Here is a 21670-nt window from a genome sequence, read left to right on the forward strand (position 1 = left end):
CTTTCTTGGTCATACCGATCATCCCCCCAGTTAGTTAAAATAATTTTAACAAGAAAAAAACTAAACTGCGAAGTAAAAGTCGTACGCTCTTTTACTTACACAGTTTAGTTTACAAGACCGGAAAATAAGCCACTTGGGGGTTGTGAAAAACCATTCGGACAACTTCCCCCTTGGTTCAGACATTTTATTACCTATTTTGGTGGGGGTTCGGACATTTACAGATGGTGTTCGGTCAAAGATTGGGGTCCTTTGGACATTTGAAAAATTCGTTCGGTCAAATCCCTCAAAACTTCGGTCAACTTTGGTAAATCTTTGGACAACTTCGCGAAATCTTCGGTCAACTTTCCCAAAACTTCGGACATTTGATCAAGCCCCCTATCAATTTAAAAAAAAGCTGCCCAAGGGAACTCTCCCCGGACAGCCAGACTTAAACCTACATAAACACACTCTTCTCAATCTCTTTCATCTCATAGAAATATCCCTTCATCTTCATCAACTCATCAAATGTACCTGCCTCCACGACACGGCCATTCTCCATGACAATAATCTGGTCCATCTTCTCAAGACCCGTCAAGCGGTGACTCACCAGCACGAATGTATCCTCAGAGGCCACCTCAAAAAGCCTCTCAAAAATCGCCGCTTCTGTTACGGCATCCACAGAAGAAGTCGGTTCATCCAAGAGCCACAAATTTTCGGCCTTCAACAATGCACGCGCTATAGCAAGCCGCTGCTTCTCCCCGCCGGAAAGGTTCTCCCCTTTTTCTAGCACCTCATCATCTAAGGAAAACCCGTCAAGTTTCACCGCGCCTAAAGCTTCCAACATCTTCTCATCACTCAATCCACCTTTGGCAAGCGCAAGATTCTCCCGAACAGTACCGTAGAAAAAGTGATTTTCCTGCAGGACGACATTCGTCTTACTCCATAAGTCCTCTTGTTCCACTGAAGCATAATCCCACTGATTCAACGAGACCGAACCATCCTCTGCCTCAAATATTTTCAACAGCAACTGCAACAACGTCGATTTTCCTGAACCACTTGGGCCAACAATGGCCGTCTTTGATCCAGCAGGCAAACTGATATTCACCTCATCCAGCGTCAAACGTGATTCTCCCGGATAGCGGAAGCGAACATCCTTCATATCAAAAGAAAACGCCTGCTGTTCAGGTAGCTCCACAATGGTCCCAGCAGACGCGGCACCTACAGCCGGCGCCACATCCACCACATCATCCAACCTAACTGCAGCCCTTCTACTCTCCTCATAATGATTCGGAAAAACAGCCATCGGCGCGGCATTTTCAAACACAGTCAAGGAAATCATCACAAGCATGGCCAGGAACAATCCTTCAAACTGGCCTTCCACGGTCAGGTATGCACCAAGTGCAAGCAATGTCCATGAAACAAGCAGTGTAATAAACGTGTTCACCGATTGATTGAACATCGCCTGTTTTCCTTCTCGCTCCTGCTCCGCCACATAAGAACCCGCAGCTTCGGCAAGCATCTTCTCTTTTACATCCAGTTGCTGATAGATCTTCAAGTCACGGAACCCGTAAAACAGCTCCGTCACCTCTGTTGAAAGCGCCCCTCTCTCTTCTCTGACACGACTTTGCAATCGACGTTGTCCCACTGCAAAAATAGCCGGTACGACAAAGCCTGTCAGAATCAATCCGACGAACATCACCAATGCCAGATAAATAGAGAAAAAGGAAATGAAAAATATTGTGCTTAAAAAGACGAGGACCAACACTACCGGTGGGTAGAACACACGTAGAAAGAAGTTCTGCAGGCTTTCCACATCCCCCACAATCCGTGCAAGCAAATCACCGCTTCGGTATTTTTGGAAAATTTGTGGCGCAAGCGGCTCAATTTTTTTATAAAAAGAAACACGCAGATTACTTAATATCGTAAATGTTGCCCTGTGCGAATATAATCGCTCGCCGTAACGGCTGAAGGCCCGCGCGAAACCGAAGAGCTTCAACACTGCAATCATTACCGTTAAGGTATAGATGGGCGGAGCCAGGGCCGCTTTGGAAATGAGATAACCACTAGAGGCAAACAGCCCAACCGCCGTAATCCCCGCTGAGAACCCGAGCAAAATGGATAGAAATATGTCTTTTTTCTCCAACATGACCAGCTTTACAACATGTGCTAATTCTCTCATCCCGAGCTCCCTCCTTGCTGGACAGACACCATTTCACGATAAGCCGGCACCTTTTCAACCAGCTCCTCATGCTTCCCTAGGGCGACCAATCTCCCAGATTCCAGCAGTAAAATGGTATCTGCCTGTTTAATCGTATGCAATCTGTGGGCAACCGTAATGACCGTCGACGTTTTGGCCAGCTCCTTCATAGAAGCCTGCAAAATCCGCTCCGTCTGTAGGTCCAGTCCTGTTGTCGGTTCGTCAAACAGGATTACCGAAGGCTTTTTCAAAAAGGCCCGCGCCAACGCCAATCGTTGCTTCTCGCCACCAGACAACCCTCTCCCCGCTTCACCAATTTTCGTTTTGAAACCTTCTGGTAACGATTCAATCAACGGTAGGATACCTGCTTTCTCAGCAGCATCTCTTATCTCTTCTTTTGTCGCTTCCGCCTTCCCGCCAATCGCAATGTTATCGGCAATCGTTCCTGAAAAAAGATACGGATTTTGCGAAATATAGCTGACGCGGTCAAACCACGTCTTTTCCTCGTATTCATATAATGGCTTTCCGTCCACCAACACTTCCCCTTCTGAAGCGCGAATCAACCCTGCCATCAGATTGAGCAGTGTCGATTTCCCGGCACCACTTCGCCCAATCAAAGCAAGCTGTGTATATGGTGGGATATCTACTGATATATTTTCTATGGCAAAGCCTTGGTCTCCATACCGGAATCCGAGGTTTTTCAATTGTATTGCAGGAGGATCCAGATCCTTTTGAAAAGAAGCGTCTCCCCATTCAATAGGTGTTTCCTCTTCTGCCAGCTCATCTGTCACTTTTTTCGCAGCTCCCATACTTCCGCGTCCTGTATGAAAGGCGCTTCCAAGCTCCTTTAAGTAAAGGTAGAACTCAGGCGCTAATACCAATACGAAAAAGGCAGTAAAGAACGTAACATTTTCAAAAACAACAAGCTGCAAACCTACTTCAAGCGCAATCAATCCAATGGCAAGCATTGAAATAAATTCCAGCATCAGCGAGGATAGAAATGCGATTCGCAACACTTCCATCGTTGCGTCCCGGAAACTTAAACTACTGTTTTCAATTGTTTCTTGCTGTTTGGCTGAGCGACCGAAAAGCTTTAATGTCGTGAGCCCTTGCAAAGTATCCAGAAACGTTCCAGAAAAAGCATTTAGTTTTTCTATCTGCTCTTCTGATTTTTTCTTTGTTTTCAAACCTACCACAATCATAAAAATAGGAATGAACGGAGCTGTAATCAATATGATCAAACCTGTGTTCACATGTTGGCTGAATGCCGCAATCAAGATCATGATTGGGATGATGCTCGATTGAATGACCTGTGGTACATACCGGCTGAAATACGGATCGATCTCATCCACCGCATCCATCATCACGCTCACCTTTTGACCGGACTGGCCCTTAAGAGAAGCTTGAATCGGACTGTTGGAATATTTCTGAAGCAATGCAATCCGGAAGTCGCGCTTTACTTTTGCAGCAAGCTTCACACCTGTTAGACCGCTCCAATAGGTCAAAGCCGCTCGTGCAGCCAATACTACTAAAAGTCCCCCTAGGAATGGCAAAATTTCTTGAAACGTGTGGTCCCTCAGGAACACGCGATCCACGATAGTCACGAAGAAATACGCCTGCCCGATAACCGTAGCCCCTGTCAGAATGGCGATCAGAATTAGTGTCATCCTTGTGCTTCTATGAGATTTTGCAATCGTTTTTAAATCAGTCATATAGATAAATCCCTCTTTTCTGTTAGTGAAAATCGGATTAAATTAGTAAGTTAGTGAAGAATTTCACATACTTTACAGTTAACATTATATAACATGCCCGGTGGAATTTCCTCTTTTGGGATTGACCATTTTATGACAAAAAATTCTTTTCACTCTTAACTTCTACCCCACTCCTTCACCGCATAAAATTAATTCATCCAGAAAAAAACATTGCATTTCACACTCACCTGTTGTAAATTAATAAAATAATTAAATTGTTCAGATAATTAAATAGTGAACTTTCTTATCCAGAGAGGTTGAGGGAATGGCCCGAAGACACCTCAGCAACCAGCAGCGTCCGTTAGAACGGACGTTGAAAAGGTGCTAATTCCAGCAAGCTGTGATGCTTGCAGAGATGAGAAGAATGAACTTTCGATAGAAAAGTCTTCTTCTTATAGAAGGCTTTTTCTTTTTATCCAATAAAGCATTAAAGCCTCATCTCTCTGGAAGAAACGTTTGTCACTTACCATATAGGAGGCCCTCCCATGTATAAAACGGAAACGAAGCTTGTGCAAATTGGAAATCGCTCAGAAACTGCCACTGGAACTGTCAATCCACCTGTTTATTTTTCCACTGCCTATCGACACGAAGGTATTGGGCAATCAACAGGATATGACTATACAAGAACCGGAAATCCAACGCGACATGTGTTGGAAAAAGCCATTGCGGATTTAGAGAGCGGCGACCAAGGGTATGCCTGCAGCTCCGGCATGGCGGCAATCCTGACCATCCTTTCCCTATTCAAGTCCGGTGACCACCTTATCGTCTGTAAGGACTTGTACGGCGGCACGTACCGCCTTTTTGAAGAAGGCTATAAAAAATGGGGACTGTGTTGTAGCTATGTGGACACAACCGATCTTTCAGAAATTGAAAAAGCCATTACCTCCCAAACACAGGCTATCTTTGTAGAGACTCCCACCAATCCCCTGATGGTAGAAACAGACTTAGAAGCAGTCTCGGAGCTCGCGAAAGCGCACGGACTCCTACTGATCTGTGACAATACGTTTTACACTCCTGTTCTATTAAATCCCATAAAATTAGGCGCAGACATTGTCATTCACAGCGCGACCAAATATCTTGGCGGCCATAATGATGTGCTGGCAGGGCTCGTTGTCGCAAAGGGCAAAGAGCTTTGTGAATCCCTTGCGCTTCACCATAACGCGGCAGGTGCGGTACTCAGTCCGTTTGACTCCTGGTTATTGATCCGAGGCATGAAAACCTTATCCCTTCGCATGGAACGGCATGAAAAGAATGCGCAGCGAATTGCGGATTACTTGAATCAACACGACGCGGTTACCGATGTATTGTATCCAGGAAGGGGCGGCATGCTCTCCTTCCGCATTCAAGACGAAGCATGGGTCAATCCTCTTCTCCAAAACTTGAACCTTATTACTTTTGCCGAAAGCCTTGGCGGCGTGGAAAGCTTCATCACCTATCCTGCCACCCAGACGCATGCGGACATTCCGGAAAAAATCCGCCTGGAAACCGGTGTTTGCAACAGGCTCTTGCGCTTTTCAGTCGGCATTGAAGACGCGGAAGATTTGATTCAAGACTTAGAAGCGGCGCTGAAAGCTGCTTCCATTCAAAAGGAGGTCCTGTCATGAGCCATTCTTTTCAAACAAAGCTGTTACACAACAGCCACAAGTTTGATAAAAGTAACGGAGCGGTGAGCGTGCCCATCCAACATGCCTCCACTTTTCATCAGCCTGATATCGATTCCTTTGGCAAATATGACTATGGACGCTCTGCCAATCCAACCCGGGAAGCACTCGAGGAGACAATCGCACACTTAGAAGAAGGAACGCGAGGCTTTGCTTTCTCATCCGGAATGGCTGCCATCTCCACTGCTTTCCTCCTTCTATCACAAGGAGATCATGTCCTAATTTCAGAAGATGTTTACGGCGGAACCTACCGAATGGTGTCTGAGGTGCTTACCCGCTACGGAGTGGAGCATACGTTTGTGGATATGACCGATTTAGAAAAAGTAAAAGCAGCCATTCAAGCCAACACCAAGCTGTTTTACGTAGAAACACCATCCAATCCGTTGTTAAAAGTAACGGACATCACGGCTGTGTCCACCCTTTCCAAATCAATAGGTGCATGGACATTCGTCGACAACACTTTCCTGACACCAGCCTTGCAAAAGCCGTTGGAGCTTGGCGCCGACCTCGTTCTGCACAGCGCAACGAAATTTCTGTCCGGACACAGCGATGTCGTGGCAGGCCTTGCGGTGGCGAAGGACCCAGTGCTTGCCGACCGTTTAGCCTTTTTGCAAAATTCCTTTGGCGCGGTGCTTGGTGTCCAAGATGCATGGTTGGTCTTAAGAGGGCTCAAAACATTGCATGTAAGGCTGGAGCAGTCCCAAAAATCAGCCTACAAAATTGCCAGTTACCTAGAAAAGCATCCTGCCGTTAAAAAGGTTTATTTTCCAGGATTGACGACACACCCTGGCTTCACCCTTCAACACAGACAGGCGCAGGGACCTGGAGCTGTTCTTTCTTTTGAACTGCACAGCGAGGAGGATTTGCGAAAATTTGTCGGCAAGGTAGAAATTCCGGTTTTTGCGGTGAGTTTAGGAGCGGTAGAGTCCATCCTTTCCTTCCCTGCGAAGATGTCTCACGCGGCAATGCCGGAAGCAGAACGATTAAAACGGGGCATCTCCAACTCTCTGCTCCGCCTGTCGGTAGGACTGGAAAGTGCGGAAGATTTAATAGAAGACTTTGAACAGGCAATTCAACATACCATTACAGAAGCAAGTGGAAACGAAGAACAACGGAGGGTATATCATGGGAATCTTAGATAGTTTACAACAAGACAAAATTTTAATTGCAGACGGTGCGATGGGCACCCTCCTCTATTCTTACGGTTCTGATTGTTGCTTTGAGGAATTGAATCTTTCGCAGCCAAATCAAATCTATAATATACACAAGGCCTATCTGAATGCCGGCGCCAATCTTATCCAGACCAACACGTATGCAGCCAACTACCACAAGCTGGAGCGCTATGGGTTGCAGGATCAAGTGAAGGAAATAAACAGTGCGGCTGTCAGGCTGGCGAAAAAGGCAGTGGCGGATCACCCACGAGCCCATGTGGTCGGTACAATCGGTGGTATCCGCGCCATCAAGCCTGAAGCGATTCCGCTTGAAGAAATCAAACGCACCTTCCGCGAGCAGCTCTACTGCCTGCTGCTTGAAGGGGTCGATGGCATTTTACTAGAAACCTTTTATGACCTGGAGGAATTAGAGACGGTCCTGCAGATTGCTAGAAAAGAAACGGACCTGCCGATAATCGCGCAAGTGTCTTTGCAAGAGGTTGGTTATTTGCAGAACCGCGTGCATATCACGGATGCCTTGAACCGCTTGGAATCGCTTGGTGCTGATATCGTCGGACTGAACTGCCGCCTTGGCCCATATCATATGATTTCTACACTAGAAGAGGTATCGATTCCAAGGACTGCTTATCTTTCGGCTTATCCGAACGCAAGTCTCCCCTCCTATGTGGACGGGAAGCTTGAATATGACAGTGACGCGGATTATTTTAAAGAAACCGCACTTGCCTTTCGCGACCAGGGCGTACGGTTACTCGGCGGTTGCTGCGGGACGACGCCTGCCCATATCCAGGCTTTCTCCCAAGCACTCCAAGACGTGGGTCCTGTTAAAGAAAAACAGGTGAAACGAAAAGAAAGAACCATCGTTATCCCTTCCAAAAAGAAGGAAGTGCCAACACCACTTTTTGAAAAAGCAAAAAAACAACAGTCCATTATCGTGGAGCTCGATCCTCCGCGCAAACTGAACACAGATAAATTCATGGCTGGTGCGAAAGCCTTGAAGGACGCAGGCATTGATGCCCTGACTTTGGCAGACAATTCCCTTGCTTCCCCACGGGTTTGCAACACCGCACTAGGATCGATCGTGAAATCAGATATCGGCTTGCGCCCGCTGATCCATATCACCTGCCGAGACCGAAATCTGATTGGTCTGCAATCACACTTGATGGGACTACACCAGCTCGGCATTCATGACGTATTGGCAGTAACCGGCGACCCAACAAAAGTTGGTGATTTTCCGGGAGCCTCGTCTGTCTATGATGTCACGTCGTTTGGTCTCATCAATATGATCAAACAGTTTAACCAAGGTGTCTCCCTTACCGGAAAAGAACTTGGCGAGCGCACCAGTTTCTCTGTCGGAGCTGCCTTTAATCCGAATGTCCGCGTCATTGATAAGGCAGTTGAACGGTTGGAGAAAAAAATAGAAGCCGGTGCGGATTATTTCATCAGTCAGCCTGTCTTTTCAGAAGAAAAATTACTTGAAGTCCATCAGGCTACCAAACATATTGATGCCCCTATCTATATTGGGATCATGCCGCTCACAAGCAGCCGTAACGCCAACTTCCTTCATCATGAGGTGCCAGGGATCAAGCTGACTCCACAGGTACTTGAGGTGATGAATCGTCATCAAGATGATCCGCAACAGGCAAGTCTTGAGGGGTTGAACATTGCGAAAGGGCTGCTGGATGCCGCACTTGAATTATTTAAGGGCATCTATCTGATTACGCCGTTTATGCGCTATGAACTAACAGTCGAGCTTGCCAACTATGCCAAAAAATACGGTCCGTTCCATTCATCCAGGAGGGTTCAAAATGTCTAAATCTATCACACTGCTAGAACAACAGCTGCAAAAGAAAATACTGATCATGGACGGCGCGATGGGAACGATGCTGCAGCAGGCAAACCTTACGCCAGATGACTTTGGAGGCGAAGAGTATGACGGCTGTAACGAGAACCTGAACATTACCGCACCAGATGTCATTGAACGCATCCATGTAGAATATTTGAACGCCGGTGCCGACATCGTGGAAACGAATACGTTCGGCGGAACAGACCTTGTGCTTGATGAGTACGGGCTTGGCTTTAAGGCCTACGAGATTAATAAACTTGGCGCGGAGATTGCCAAGCGTGCAACCGCTCAAGTTTCCACCCCGGAGTGGCCGCGCTTTGTCGCTGGCTCCATCGGGCCGACCACAAAAACACTTAGTGTTACGGGTGGAACCACTTTTGATGCCCTGACAGATTCCTATGAGGAGCAAGCACGTGGGTTGTTGGACGGAGGTTCCGACTGTCTTTTAGTAGAGACGAGCCAAGACTTATTGAACGTAAAATGCGCCTTCCTTGGGATCCAGCGCGCTTTTGAAAAGACAGGCATTACGGTCCCTGTCATCATTTCCGGAACCATCGAACCGATGGGCACCACCCTTGCCGGTCAGGCAATCGATGCATTTTACGTTTCGGTAGAACACATGAAACCTCTTGCAGTCGGATTGAACTGTGCGACCGGCCCGGAATTCATGCAGGACCATATCCGGACCCTTTCCAACTTGTCCAAAAGTGCGGTCAGCTGCTATCCAAATGCAGGCTTGCCGGATGAGGAAGGACATTACCATGAAACCCCACAGTCCCTTGCGACCAAGCTTGGCGGATTTGCAGAACAAGGCTGGCTGAACATCGTCGGAGGCTGTTGCGGTACAACGCCAGATCATATTCGTGCGATTGCGGAAGTTATGAAGGATTATAAGCCTCGCGCTTCTGCTTCTGTCCCAGACCACCACAGCGTCTCGGGGATTGAGTCATTCATCTATGACGACCCTTCCCTTCGTCCAATCATGGTCGGGGAGCGCACCAATGTCATCGGCTCCCGCAAGTTTAAGAGACTAATTGCAGAGAAAAAATTTGAAGAGGCTGCAGAAGTGGCGCGTGCCCAGGTCAAAGGCGGCGCCCATGTTATCGACATCTGCCTTGCCGACCCGGACCGCGATGAGCTCGAAGACATGAAAGCTTTCGTACAAGAAGTCGTGAAAAAAGTGAAGGTCCCGCTTGTCATCGACTCCACCGACGAACAGGTCATTGAGGCCGCGTTGAAATATTCACAAGGAAAAGCGATCATCAACTCCATCAACCTTGAGGACGGCGAGGAACGCTTTGAGGCAATCATTCCGTTGGTTCATAAATACGGGGCGGCGCTTGTCGTAGGCACCATTGACGAAGAAGGAATGGGCGTCAGCGCTGAACGGAAGCTTGAGATTGCACAGAGGTCCTATGATCTTTTGGTAAACAAGTACAAGATATCCCCCACTGACATCATCTTCGACCCGCTTGTCTTCCCTGTCGGTACAGGTGACGAGCAGTATATTGGTTCGGCGAATGCAACGGTGGAGGGAATTCGGTTGATAAAAGAACACTTCCCTTCCTGCCTGACGATACTTGGCGTCAGCAACGTTTCTTTCGGGCTTCCACCTGTAGGACGCGAAGTGCTTAATGCCGTATACCTCTATCACTGCACACAAGCTGGCCTGGACTATGCAATCGTTAATACAGAAAAACTGGAGCGTTTTGCATCCATCCCACCCGAAGAGGTCGAGATGGCGGAAAAATTGCTGTTTGAAACAACTGATGAATCGTTGGCTGTGTTTACGGATTTTTACCGAGGCAAAAAGAAAGAGGCAAAGTCCAATATTCCTGATATGCCGCTTGATGAGCGACTTGCCTACTATGTGGTGGAAGGGACCAAAGAAGGACTTCTACCAGACCTCGAGCTTGCTCTGACCGCCTACCCTACACCACTCGAAATCATCAACGGCCCATTAATGAACGGGATGAAAGAAGTTGGCCGTTTGTTCAATGACAACCAGCTGATCGTTGCGGAAGTCCTCCAAAGCGCAGAGGTCATGAAAGCCTCCGTCGCATTTTTGGAACCGCATATGGAAGCAAATGATACCTCCTCTTCTAAGGGTAAGGTACTGCTCGCAACCGTAAAAGGCGATGTGCATGACATCGGAAAAAACCTGGTCGACATCATTTTGAGCAACAACGGATATGACGTGGTCGATCTCGGAATCAAAGTGACTTCCACCGACTTGATTCAAGCTATTAAAAAAGAAAAGCCGGATATCGTTGGATTATCCGGACTGCTAGTAAAGTCCGCTCAACAGATGGTGTTGACGGCGCAGGATATGAAGCAGTCCGACATCTCGATTCCTATTTTAGTAGGAGGGGCTGCGTTGTCTCGGAAGTTCACAGACAACAAGATTTCCAAAGAATACGAAGGGCTTGTCTTGTACGCGAAGGATGCGATGAACGGGTTGTCTCTTGCCAACCAGCTGCGTTCACCTGAAGAGTTTGAAGTGTTGGTTCATGAGCAGGCTGAGAAACAGAAGCGGTTGCGTGAGGCAGCGGCGGCTGCAGCGAGCGCGGCTGTTGCTGCTGAGGACAGCAGTGCGGTGGCGACGGCCGTTAAGGTTCGTTCCAATGTTTCAAGGGATGTTCGCGTGTTTACACCAAGTGATACGAAGCGTCATCTGCTGCGTAACATTTCCGTCTCCCATGTGGAACCGTATATTAACATGCAGATGCTGATAGGCCACCACCTTGGAGTAAAAGGGAAGATTGAGAGATTAATTGCTGAGAAGGATGAGCGCACCTTGCAAGTGAAGGGTGTGGTAAATCAGTTGCTGTCAGAAGTTAAGCTGAATAAACTCATCACCCCAGCTGCGGTATATCAATACTTCCCGGCTCAGTCAGAAGGCGACACTCTGTTCATTTATGACCCGGAAGACACCTCTAGAGTGATTGAGCAATTCGATTTTCCAAGACAGGCAAAAGCACCGCACCTCTGCTTGGCCGATTATGTGAAGCCCCGTGATAGTGGCGTCATGGATTATGTGGGACTGTTTGCCGTAACCGCCGGCCGGGGAATTCGCGAACTTGGTGCGGCTTATAAAAAGGAAGGCCGTTTCTTGGAAAGCCATGCATTGCAGGCTTTGGCACTTGAGACTGCGGAAGGTTTGGCCGAACTCGTCCACCAGCAAATGCGCGACCGCTGGGGCTTCCCTGACCCTGTTAGCTTTACGATGAAGGAGCGTTTCTCTGCCAAGTACCAAGGTCAGCGATTCTCGTTTGGATATCCGGCGTGTCCGAACCTGGAGGATCAGCAAAAGCTGTTTAAGTTGATTCAGCCGGAGGATATTGGCGTGGAGCTGACGGACGGCTGCATGATGGAGCCGGAAGCATCGGTGTCAGCGATTGTGTTTGCGCATCCGGAGGCTAGGTATTTTAATGTGTTGTAGGTTGGAATCCCCGCGTGGTGTGGTTTAATTGCGCGGGGGTTTTTTTATTGAACAAACGTTTGATTAAGGCATGACTGAGGTGGTATCACTTTTTATTCTAATTTAAACAAACATTTGATTAAGTGCCGTTTTGACAGGCATACCAACGGATTGCGGATTTAAACAAACGTTTGATGGGTGATTGGGATTCTTTTGGTAGCGGGGATGATTTTTTGAACAAACGTTTGACTAAAGAATTCGGTTCTTTCCCTTGTCAAAAAAGATAAGGACCACCAAAAGTGATCCTTCCCTCCCAAATACTAATATCCAAACTCCTCATTAGCAAACACAAGATCTACTAAAACAGGACTCATTCCCTTTTTATATATAATAGACAATTCAGCTCCTGAGATAATGTCATAATTAGGTGCCGTCCCGTAAGCAACCCTCAGGACAACCGGCTCCTTCTCTCCTTCTATCAGAAACTCCACGGAATTCTTATCTACTACTCCAGTTATGACAGCATTGGCTTTAAACATTCCGTCTGTTTGAATTTTCAATTCCTGCCCTATCAGGACATATTCCGATGACATGTGGTTATCTTTCTTAATTTTATGTGCGGACATATTGAACTTCTTGGCGATACCCCACAGCGTTTCCCCTGCTGCTACGGTGTAAAATGCCTTTGATACTTTTTCCTGAGACTCTACAACACCATGATTAGAAGCAGGGATGATTAACTGCTGCCCTATGCGAATTGTATCTGTTGTGAGGTTATTCTCCTTTTGGATGGAACCAACTGTTACATTGAATTTTTTACTAATGGAGATAAGCGTATCCCCCGCAATTACTTTATATGAAGTGGCTTTCGTACCAACCTTCAGCACCTGTCCCACTTTGATCAAGTCCGTTTTCAGGTTATTTATTTGTTTAAGTTCCGTGACGGAAAGACCATACTTCTTCGCTATTGAAAATAATGTATCTCCAGATGACACTTCATGAATTGATTTCTTGTTTTCCACCACTTCTTTAGAACCAGATCCACTTAACTGCAAAACTTGCCCCACTTTTATGATGTCAGACTTTAGACCATTCAACTCTTTTAACTCTTTGATGGACACCCCATACTTTTGAGCTAGTGAAAATAACGTATCTCCAGGTTTCACTTGGTGTACCGCTTCATTCGCTAGCACCTCACCTCTAGCATTAACTGTGATAAACGCACTAACCGCAAGTGTTCCAGCTAGGACATAACTAACAATTTTCTTATCTCTTTTCCCCTTGTTAATCCTTTTTTGCGTCTCAATTCTCTCTTTACGAGACCTAATATTCTGACTTTCCACCATAATCCCCCTCGTTTTCTACCAATATATTCTTTCGTTTGAAGTATTTTGTCGAAATCAAAGAGACATTTCGTAAAGTAGTCTTTGATTATTAGGGTGGGGAGAAAAGTAGGTATAAAAGTAATGTTCATTGTATTTTAGTGGGTTTTTGATGAGTAAATTTACTCAAACGATTGTAGTTTGTATTGTTATTTGATTGCGGCTTTGGTCATGAAGGGAATTTTGCGGGGATATCCATCGAAACGGACCATTTATCCATTGTAAAATGAATATATCCACCGTAAATACGATATATCCATTGTTAAATTGTTTTATCCATTGTAAAACGGATATATCCATTGAAGAAAAAAAGCGGCTGCTTAAGTGCACACATTCCAAGATAGTTGGGGGAAAGTGGGGTATTTAAAGAGCAAAGTGGCATGAGTAGCGCATTAGATAATACCATTGCCTTCATTGTCCGATCGATATCAATAAATCTCAAAATATATCAAGAAAAAATGAATTATATCAAGAAAATCTATCCACTTATCAAAAAAAATCAAGATATATCAAGAAATCTAGCATTATATCGAGAAAACCCTACCAGCGGCCGGCCAGTCAACACGCCACACTCCCTAACTCCCAAGCCTACCATTCCCACCCATACAAAAAACCCCCGGCCATCCACTCTCGCACCCGGCCGGGGTCTCCACAATAACACCTATAATTTAAACTTCTTAATCAACTCACTCAGATCCTCACTCATTGCAAGCAACTCTTCCGCTGAATAAGCGATACTACTGATTGCTTTCACCTGCTCGTCAGTGGAGGCCGCAATTTCTTCTGTACCTGCAGCAGACTGCTCCGCGATGGCGGAGATGCTTTGAACAGAAGCAAGCACTTCCTCCTTCGAATCATTCATGGCGTTCATATTGGCCATAATGTCCTCAATGAATCCAATGATGGTACGGATGTTGGTCGCGATTTCTCCGAATGACTCGCCAGTGTCCGTTACAGCAAGGCTTTGCTCGCTTGAGATCTTATTTGTTCTCTCCATCTCCTCCAAAATCACATTGGACTCTTCTTGAATGCTCGATATAGTCTCTTTAATGTGGTGGGTCGAGTCGGCGGTTTGTTCGGCTAGCTTTCTCACTTCCGTTGCCACTACCGCAAATCCACGGCCGTGTTCGCCGGCACGAGCGGCTTCGATACTTGCATTCAGTGCCAACAAGTTAGTCTGATTAGAAATTTCATTGATAGTATGCGTAATTTCCTCAATACTTTTAATCTTCTCCGTGAACTGTGTCATCAGCCCATTTAGGCTCATCACAATTTCCGTTGATTCATTTGTATGTCCCTGTAACACACCAAGCTTCCCCAAACCTGTTTCATTTGCAGAAATAATCTGCCCAGACAGCACCCGAAGTTCCTCTTGCTTGGATAACACATCTTCAATATTATCCGCCAGGTTTTGCGTACGAGAACTTGTTCCCTCTAAATCGGTTGCCTGTTGAACGGCACCTTTTGACAATTCCTCAATCGCACGGTTCATTTCTTCACTTGTTGCAGAAACCTCTTCTGTGACTGCACTCATGTCTTCTACAGATGCTTTCACTTTTTGAGAAGAATCGGCCACTGTTCCAATCATCTCGCGCATGTTCACAAGCATTGTTTTAAAGGACGCTGCCAACACACCGATTTCATCTTTGGAACTAACCTCAATATCCCCAGTTAAATCTCCATCGGCAACTTTGGTAACCTCAGAATTCAACCTCAATATTGGCCTAGTAATATAACGCGCTAATAGAATGGTTGAGATACTTGCCACCGCAATAGCGACCAACCCTACTATTACAATTGTTCTCAGAATGCCATTGGCCAATTGAAGCATATCTTTTTCCAAGAATACTCCGCCTATTTTCCAACCGGTTTCATTGATGGTGTTAAATGCCATCACTCTTTTTTCCCCGTCATATGTATACCTTTGGACACCTTCCGCTTCCTCTTTGTACATGTTATCTACAAACGGCAGGTCCTGATCCAATAGATTTTCCCCATTCAAAGTAGGATGCACCAATGCCACACCATAATTGTCCAAAAGGATGCTATATCCGCCATATCCTAATTCTTTTTGTGCAACTAGCTCTTCTAACGCAGTAATGTTAATGTCTGTTGCAAGGACTCCCTGCACCACTCCATTTCCTGTTACTGCTTTTGCCAAAGTGATGACTGCTTCCCCTGTACTAGAATCTGTATAAACATCCGTATAGATTACTTCACCAGGGCTTTGCATAGCCTGCACATACCATGTGCGCGAAGTCGGATCGAAATCTGATGGGAGTTCCATGTCCGGAGACGAATAAAATCCTTTTTCCTTGGTTGCCAAGTAAAGTACCTGCATGTCAGGATAATTCCCTAATACTTTACTGAACCCAGCTAACATTCTCGCCTCATTTGCTTCGGACCCATCTACGAGAAAATCATCAACTAATGAGGTGCTTCCATAGGAACTAAGTATTTTAGAATAGTTATCTAAGTAAATATGAATAGTTTCTTCAAGGTCTACCATTGCAGCTTCCGCGTTTGCAACGACTTCATGCTCTATTTTGTCCTTTGCTTGACTATATGTAATAGCCCCTACACTGGCAATGATAATAAATATAAGTAATAAAAATAAAAATACCAGTTTGCCTCGTAATGATGTAAACATATATATGACTCCTTTGTTTTTAACAGATAAATACTTTATCGACATAGGATGTTAATTGTTAAGAAACAAAGGAGAAGTCAGTATTTTCAAAAAAATATCAATAAAGCCGCGCCGTCACAAGCGCTCCCATTCCAACTACGATAAATAAAATGCTTAGGTACACAGCTAGCATACCTACTTCCACCGTTTTCACGCCAAGGAACCCAAGTGTCACGACAATTGCTGCGCTTCCTATGAACACCACATACAGGGCTCCCAAAAAATAGCGTTTCATCAATAACATACTACGCTCATCAAATTCCGGTAATTTCGGCTTTCTTTTTTTGCGGTAAAATATGAACAATAAAACAATGACAAGACCTCCCAATGTACCTTGAAACATGGATAGTAGGAGGCTATAATCAAAAACCCCTTCTTCCCTGCCAATTATATAAATCCCCAAAGCTCCGCCAATCTGCATGCAAATCAAAATCACTACAAATGCCAACCAAAACCACTTCTTATTAGTCTTCATTTTCCTACTCCCCCTTTTTCTCCTCTTCTAGATAAAACATTTCCTCAATCGGCACATCAAAATAGGCAATTAGTTTGAGGGCCAATTCTAAGCTTGGGTTGTATTTATTTTTCTCAATGGCATTAACCGTTTGCCTGGTGATTTGCAGATCTTCGGCCATCTTGATTTGGGTGATTCCACGTTTTTGCCGAATTTCTTTAATGTGATTGATTACTGCCACGGGCGTCCCCTCCATAAAAGGTAAAGATATCTTTACATACAATATAAACAAAAAAAGGAAATATGTAAAGATACCTTTACACACTTCCTTGAAAAAATTTACACCGTTGCTTTCCGCTCCATCAGGTTCAATCCAATCCCCATAAAGAGGACACCCATGCAAAATAATACCGAAGCAGGTAATAAAAATTGCGACAAGGACCAATCCAGTAAGGTTGCTCCCTTCAACATTTCCATCCCGTATGTCATCGGAATCAGTTTGGACAAGGTAAGCAATGCCTCGGACTGAACGATTTCCAGTGGCCAGTAGGCGCCGCCAATCATGGCCATACTCACGGATATCAACGGGATGACAGCATCTAATTGCCTTGGATTGGTGGCAATCGCGCTAATCAGTATTCCTAGGGACACAATCGCAAACAAGAATGGAATGACCACTAAGAGAATCATTGGATATCCACCTTTTAGATCCACTCCCAATACGAAGTGAAAAAAGGAGAAAACTAAAGCCAGCTGTGCGTATCCAAGTAAAAAACTGAAGCTAACATGCCCCAAATACAGCTGGACTTTTGTTAACGGAGACAAGATCATTCTGTTCCACATTCCATTTCTCTTTTGCTCCAAAACTGTACTAACTGTATAGGTAACAGTGAAGATAACAAAGAAAAGTGAGAATCCGAACAAAGCCTGCAGAGAGGCATCATAGACAAATTCACTCTCTTTAAAAGATTTTTCCGAAACGGCATATAATCCGCTACTTTCTTCTACTTTTTCTCTTAATTCCTCTGGTGTTGCATGGAGTTTCTCAGCTGCGTCGGAAAGTGTTCGCTCTGACTGCACCACGTTCGCTACATGCGCCTCAATCAGGGTGGTGTTGGGAGTTGTGGCACTAAGATAAAGTTTGTAGCTATCCCTTTCTAATTGTAACCCCATGTCAATGGTACCCTTTTCGAGTTTTTCTTTTACCGCGGATTCTTTTTCGGAAACAAAAACGGTATTCTCCGTCTCATTGTTCAGAGCCCTAATCATTCCTGTTTGTTCCGCATCTGTAAGATTTGTAGAAAATACAGGGACCTCAACCGGTTCCGCTTGATTTACCTGCCCGAGTGCGAGTGCGAATACAAACGTGAGGATAATCATTCCGATCACCGCATAGGGCTGTCTTCTAAAATATTGTAAATGGTTGATTAAGATGGCCCTCATTTAAATCAACCTCCTTTTTGGGAAAATAGGAATGGCGATCAGGAGGAGGGCGATACTTACCAATGCTAAGCGGAATAGGTTACCTGTGACCGCTGAGAGCTCCCCGCCACTTAATATTTTCAGATACCCCTGCAAGGCGGCACCATTGGGTGTAAAGGATGCAATCGTAAACATTGTGTCGGATACCTCATTCCAAGGGACAAAGCTTCCACCCAAGAAAGCAAAAACACTGACAAGGAATCCCGAAAACATCGTGGATACCCGCTGTGTTTCAAAGCGGTAATTCAAGGCGGTGATCAACACGGCCATGGAGCCGACCACAAAACTGAAGAAAAGTGTAATCGACAGGAAGGCAAGGAGATCCGGCCATATCACCTGATAAATCAAAGCGGCCAAACCGTACAAAGCACACAATTGAAGGAAGCAAATAAGCACTGCTGAAAACCACTTACTGGAAGCGTACATCCAAGGATTTGTATTGGTAAGCAGGATTCGGTCATACACAAAAGTGGCTTTTTCATAATAAGCATAGCCAGCTACAAAGGACACGACATATAAAGCAAACATCGTACTCATCCCCACAGCAAAATAACCAAAGGAATCCACTGGCACCTTTCCGTCCACTGTTACTGTTTCACCTGTCACCTCAGCTACTGCCTCAAATTCAGGTGGAGCCTGGTTGATTTGTTGGGCCTCTTGCGTTAACACCGTTTGCAAACGCATCTGGTCAGTAAAATTCTCTACAACATCTGAGAGCATATTTGCTTCCAAACCCTTACCTTCGTTCAAATAAAGCTCCAATTCTTTTGTTGTTTCCTGGTTGAAAAATTGACTTTTCCAAGTCTCCAAGCGAAGGCCCTCTGAAAATTGCAGAACCCCAGCGTATTCGTCATTAGCCAAAGCCGTGTCTAGGTCTGTTTCTTCTTTTACTTTTAGCAAATCTTGAAGTTCCTCTTTCATTACCGTATCCACGAGCAATTCTGGCAGGGAGGTCTGTTCGGCAGCTTCAAGGATTGGCGTTCTGGCTTGGTCAGGAATATTTTCCGCTACCATCCATTCGTCAAATTTTGCTAACTCAGCAGGGAGGTCGCCTTTGTCAATGACTGCAACCTGCGCATTGAGAGTAATATCTTCATCAGAGTGCCCCCCTAATGCAAACCCAAGAATCGTTATTAACACAAACGGCATCGCAAGCAAAATCAGGACTTCTTTTTTGTCGCGGAGCAAGTGAAGGAGATCTTTTTTAATAAATGCACTTAACACGTCGGCGCCCCCCTAATCCCGAAGCTTGCGACCGGTCAGATGCAAAAAGACATCCTCAAGTGTCGGAGCTTTTATTTGAATGCCTTTAAGCGGACTTTCTGTTTGCTTTGCCGCATCAAAAACATCTTCAAGTAAGTTAATCTTCTTTGGAGCAAGCAAGATAATTTTTTTATCAAGCGTAGTGATGGAAGAAATAGCTGGGATGCTCTCCAACTTCTCAATAAATGCCGGGTTGACCTTTTCCACTTCCACCTCGATGGTATGCTCAGAGGAAAGGATATTCTTTACTTCATCCTTTGTCCCGGAGGCGATCACTTCGCCGCGATCCATGATGTAGAGGCGCTGACAAAGAAACTCCACTTCCTCCATGTAATGACTGGTGTAGAGAACCGTGATCCCCTTTTCTTCGTTCAGTTTTTTCACCGTTTCCAAGATGTAATTTCTCGATTGCGGATCGATTCCAACAGTCGGTTCATCCATGATTAAGATTTCCGGTCTGTGAAGTAGTGCCACTGCAATGTTGAGTCTACGCTTCATCCCCCCGGAAAATTGCTTTACCGGTTCTTTTTGACGCTGTTCAAGACCGACCAACGTCAGGACTTCTTCTATTCTCTGTTTCAATTCGCTTTTTGGCAGTTTGTAAATCTTCCCGAAGAAGCTCATATTTTCATAGGCAGTGAGTTCCGGAAAAACGGCGATCTCTTGCGGAACGACACCTAGGATTTCTCTAAGGTGCTGCGGTTGTTCTTTGACGCTTTCCCCTTTAAGTAACACATCCCCGCTTGTCGGTTTAACGAGAGAAGAAAGCATGGAGATGGTGGTGGATTTGCCGGCTCCGTTTGGCCCAAGCAGTCCTACTGTCTCCCCTTTTTCTAAGTATAAGTTGACGCCTTTAACGGCTTGCGTGTTTTTAAACGTTTTGGTTAGTTGAATGGCTTCTAGCATTTTGATGGCCCCCTTTGTTACTTCTACTATACTATCGGTACGGGGGAAGTTAACCTGAAGAAGGTCATTAGTTTGTGGGGGGCGGGGTGACTTTAGTCACTATTGTGGGTGGGGGCGTATAGACGCAAAAAAAAGCCCGAATGGATTTTCGAGCTTTACGCATGCTTCATTAAATTCTCTTGGTGCTTTAAACCTTTCCGCATCCTCACCATCTTCACTCCAGCCCCGGCATTCTCTAAAACAAAGCCTTCCGTGGAAACCGGCAAATTCCACTTCTCCATCACCGCTTGCTCTGCACATGCAATGACATATGGATGCCTTAGTGCATGCTGGTGTAGGATTTGTCCGAACGTCATGGAAGGAATCATCACGTTCTCCACCTTGATTCGAGCTAAAAGCATCATTCCTGCATACAGTTGTTGCTTGGCTTCCCCTGCATTCATCACGATATACGAAGGGTTCCCGAGTTTCTTAATATTCACCAGAATGGAATAGGAGATATTGTGCTTAGTAGCATAGTGTAGAAGAAACGCGATGCCCCGCATTTTTTCCTCAAAGTTGCTGGTACTGATATCAATGACAAACAGCCATGATAGTTGGGTTGTCCGTTCGTACACTTTGGACTGGAGGCTGTTCATTCTAGCCGTTGCCTTCCAATGAATCTGTCCGAAGGGATCGCCAGGCACATAATCCCGTGTGCCAAGCACTCTGCTTTTCTCTTCAAACAGGGAACTTCTACTCGGCTGCTCTCCCTGCTTCTTAGGAGAGATTTTTTCAAGCCCCGCTACCTTCTCGTTTCTCGGATAGACGATGACCTCAAACTGCATTTTGTCTCTCGTCTGAAGGTATACTTTTCCCCATCCAAAGAAAGAATTGATTTCCATATCGAACAGGTGGAGCTGGGCCACGCCTCTTTTCACAGCTGTGAAAGGAAGTACGACCTCCCATTGACTCCGCCCTACCTGTTGGAACTTAAAATATAGCTGGTTCATATGTATTTGTTCTTCCCCATGTTGAAACAATATGTTTTTGTCCGTTCCCACTCTAAGCTTTCCGAAAAATATCGGAAGTAAACTGTTGTGGGTGATCCGAAGTCTCAGCATCCCCTCATCTTCAGTGAACAGCTTCAATTTTTCTTCCAGTATGTGGATCTCAAGCTTTTTGGCCACATGGGTGAGGTAGTAAAAGTTCCCCCACATATAAGCTAATATAGCGAAAAAGAGGAAAATTAACGGAGTAGATCCTAAAAAGATGGATGTGGACAGCAGGAGAAAAAGAAAAGCATTCATAAACCGAAGCCCTCTTTCGTTCTCTATTTGTTGCACCCAGCCACTCCATTCATCATTTGAATAGGTTCCGGACTTTTTACCCCTGACTCGTTGTTTTATCCGTTGAAACCGCGTTTCCATATGCAAATCATATTGGTTTAGATCCATTTATCTTCCTCCTTTTATTGGCTCGGGGTGACTT

General features: G+C 45.4%; 15 protein-coding genes and 1 riboswitch. Of the genes, 4 read left to right on the top strand and 11 right to left on the bottom strand.

The genetic code is table 11. The annotated features are described in order from the left end of the window. Window positions 1-215 precede the first annotated feature (215 nt). From LC091_RS17945 to cydD, 3 genes are all read right to left on the bottom strand, one after another. Window positions 216-362, bottom strand: coding sequence for a hypothetical protein (locus LC091_RS17945; protein ID WP_226683402.1), 147 nt, complete (start codon window positions 360-362; stop codon window positions 216-218). A gap of 71 nt (window positions 363-433) precedes the next feature. Then, window positions 434-2158 carry a thiol reductant ABC exporter subunit CydC gene (gene cydC, locus LC091_RS17950; protein ID WP_226683403.1) on the bottom strand — a complete coding sequence of 575 codons (1725 nt, stop codon included), beginning with the start codon at window positions 2156-2158 and terminating at the stop codon, window positions 434-436. Then, window positions 2155-3888 carry a thiol reductant ABC exporter subunit CydD gene (gene cydD, locus LC091_RS17955; protein ID WP_226683404.1) on the bottom strand — a complete coding sequence of 578 codons (1734 nt, stop codon included), beginning with the start codon at window positions 3886-3888 and terminating at the stop codon, window positions 2155-2157. The genes cydC and cydD overlap by 4 nt, the downstream gene beginning before the upstream one ends. 280 nt (window positions 3889-4168) lie before the next feature. Then, window positions 4169-4289: riboswitch (SAM riboswitch) on the top strand. A gap of 123 nt (window positions 4290-4412) precedes the next feature. On the opposite strand from cydD, the gene LC091_RS17960 reads away from it, so the two are divergent. The 4 genes from LC091_RS17960 to metH are packed head-to-tail and all read left to right on the top strand — an operon-like array spanning window position 4413 to window position 12045. Further along, window positions 4413-5531 carry a methionine biosynthesis PLP-dependent protein gene (locus LC091_RS17960; RefSeq protein ID WP_226683405.1) on the top strand — a complete coding sequence of 373 codons (1119 nt, stop codon included), beginning with the start codon at window positions 4413-4415 and terminating at the stop codon, window positions 5529-5531. After that, on the top strand, window positions 5528-6730 hold the full coding sequence (metC, locus tag LC091_RS17965; protein WP_226683406.1) for a cystathionine beta-lyase: 1203 nt from the start codon (window positions 5528-5530) through the stop codon (window positions 6728-6730). The genes LC091_RS17960 and metC overlap by 4 nt, the downstream gene beginning before the upstream one ends. After that, window positions 6714-8573 (top strand): bifunctional homocysteine S-methyltransferase/methylenetetrahydrofolate reductase, encoded by a 1860-nt coding sequence (locus tag LC091_RS17970; RefSeq protein WP_226683407.1) that lies wholly within the window; start codon window positions 6714-6716, stop codon window positions 8571-8573. The genes metC and LC091_RS17970 overlap by 17 nt, the downstream gene beginning before the upstream one ends. Then, complete coding sequence (metH, locus tag LC091_RS17975; protein WP_226683475.1) at window positions 8566-12045, top strand: methionine synthase; 3480 nt, start codon at window positions 8566-8568, stop codon at window positions 12043-12045. The genes LC091_RS17970 and metH overlap by 8 nt, the downstream gene beginning before the upstream one ends. 299 nt (window positions 12046-12344) lie before the next feature. Here the strand turns inward: metH and LC091_RS17980 are convergent, their stop codons facing one another. The 8 genes from LC091_RS17980 to LC091_RS18015 form a co-directional block, all read right to left on the bottom strand. Continuing rightward, on the bottom strand, window positions 12345-13370 hold the full coding sequence (locus LC091_RS17980; protein WP_226683408.1) for a LysM peptidoglycan-binding domain-containing protein: 1026 nt from the start codon (window positions 13368-13370) through the stop codon (window positions 12345-12347). Between the two features lie 697 nt (window positions 13371-14067). After that, window positions 14068-16056: a methyl-accepting chemotaxis protein gene (locus LC091_RS17985; protein WP_226683409.1), complete on the bottom strand. Its 1989-nt coding sequence runs from the start codon at window positions 16054-16056 to the stop codon at window positions 14068-14070. A 97-nt stretch (window positions 16057-16153) separates the two neighbouring features. Next, window positions 16154-16570, bottom strand: a complete 417-nt coding sequence (locus tag LC091_RS17990; protein ID WP_226683410.1) for a hypothetical protein — start codon at window positions 16568-16570, stop codon at window positions 16154-16156. A 4-nt stretch (window positions 16571-16574) separates the two neighbouring features. Next, complete coding sequence (locus tag LC091_RS17995; protein ID WP_226683411.1) at window positions 16575-16790, bottom strand: helix-turn-helix transcriptional regulator; 216 nt, start codon at window positions 16788-16790, stop codon at window positions 16575-16577. A gap of 98 nt (window positions 16791-16888) precedes the next feature. Beyond that, window positions 16889-17992, bottom strand: a complete 1104-nt coding sequence (locus LC091_RS18000; protein ID WP_226683412.1) for an ABC transporter permease — start codon at window positions 17990-17992, stop codon at window positions 16889-16891. Next, complete coding sequence (locus LC091_RS18005) at window positions 17993-19255, bottom strand: ABC transporter permease (protein WP_226683413.1); 1263 nt, start codon at window positions 19253-19255, stop codon at window positions 17993-17995. A gap of 12 nt (window positions 19256-19267) precedes the next feature. Next, window positions 19268-20200 carry an ABC transporter ATP-binding protein gene (locus tag LC091_RS18010; protein WP_226683414.1) on the bottom strand — a complete coding sequence of 311 codons (933 nt, stop codon included), beginning with the start codon at window positions 20198-20200 and terminating at the stop codon, window positions 19268-19270. Window positions 20201-20355: 155 nt separating this feature from the next. Next, a complete protein-coding gene (locus LC091_RS18015) occupies window positions 20356-21636 on the bottom strand; it encodes a DUF58 domain-containing protein (protein ID WP_226683415.1) in 1281 nt (426 codons plus the stop codon). Between the last annotated feature and the right edge of the window lie 34 nt (window positions 21637-21670).

It is taken from the genome of Sutcliffiella horikoshii, from assembly GCF_020524325.1.
Taxonomy (GTDB): Bacteria; Bacillota; Bacilli; order Bacillales; family Bacillaceae_I; genus Sutcliffiella_A; species Sutcliffiella_A horikoshii_D.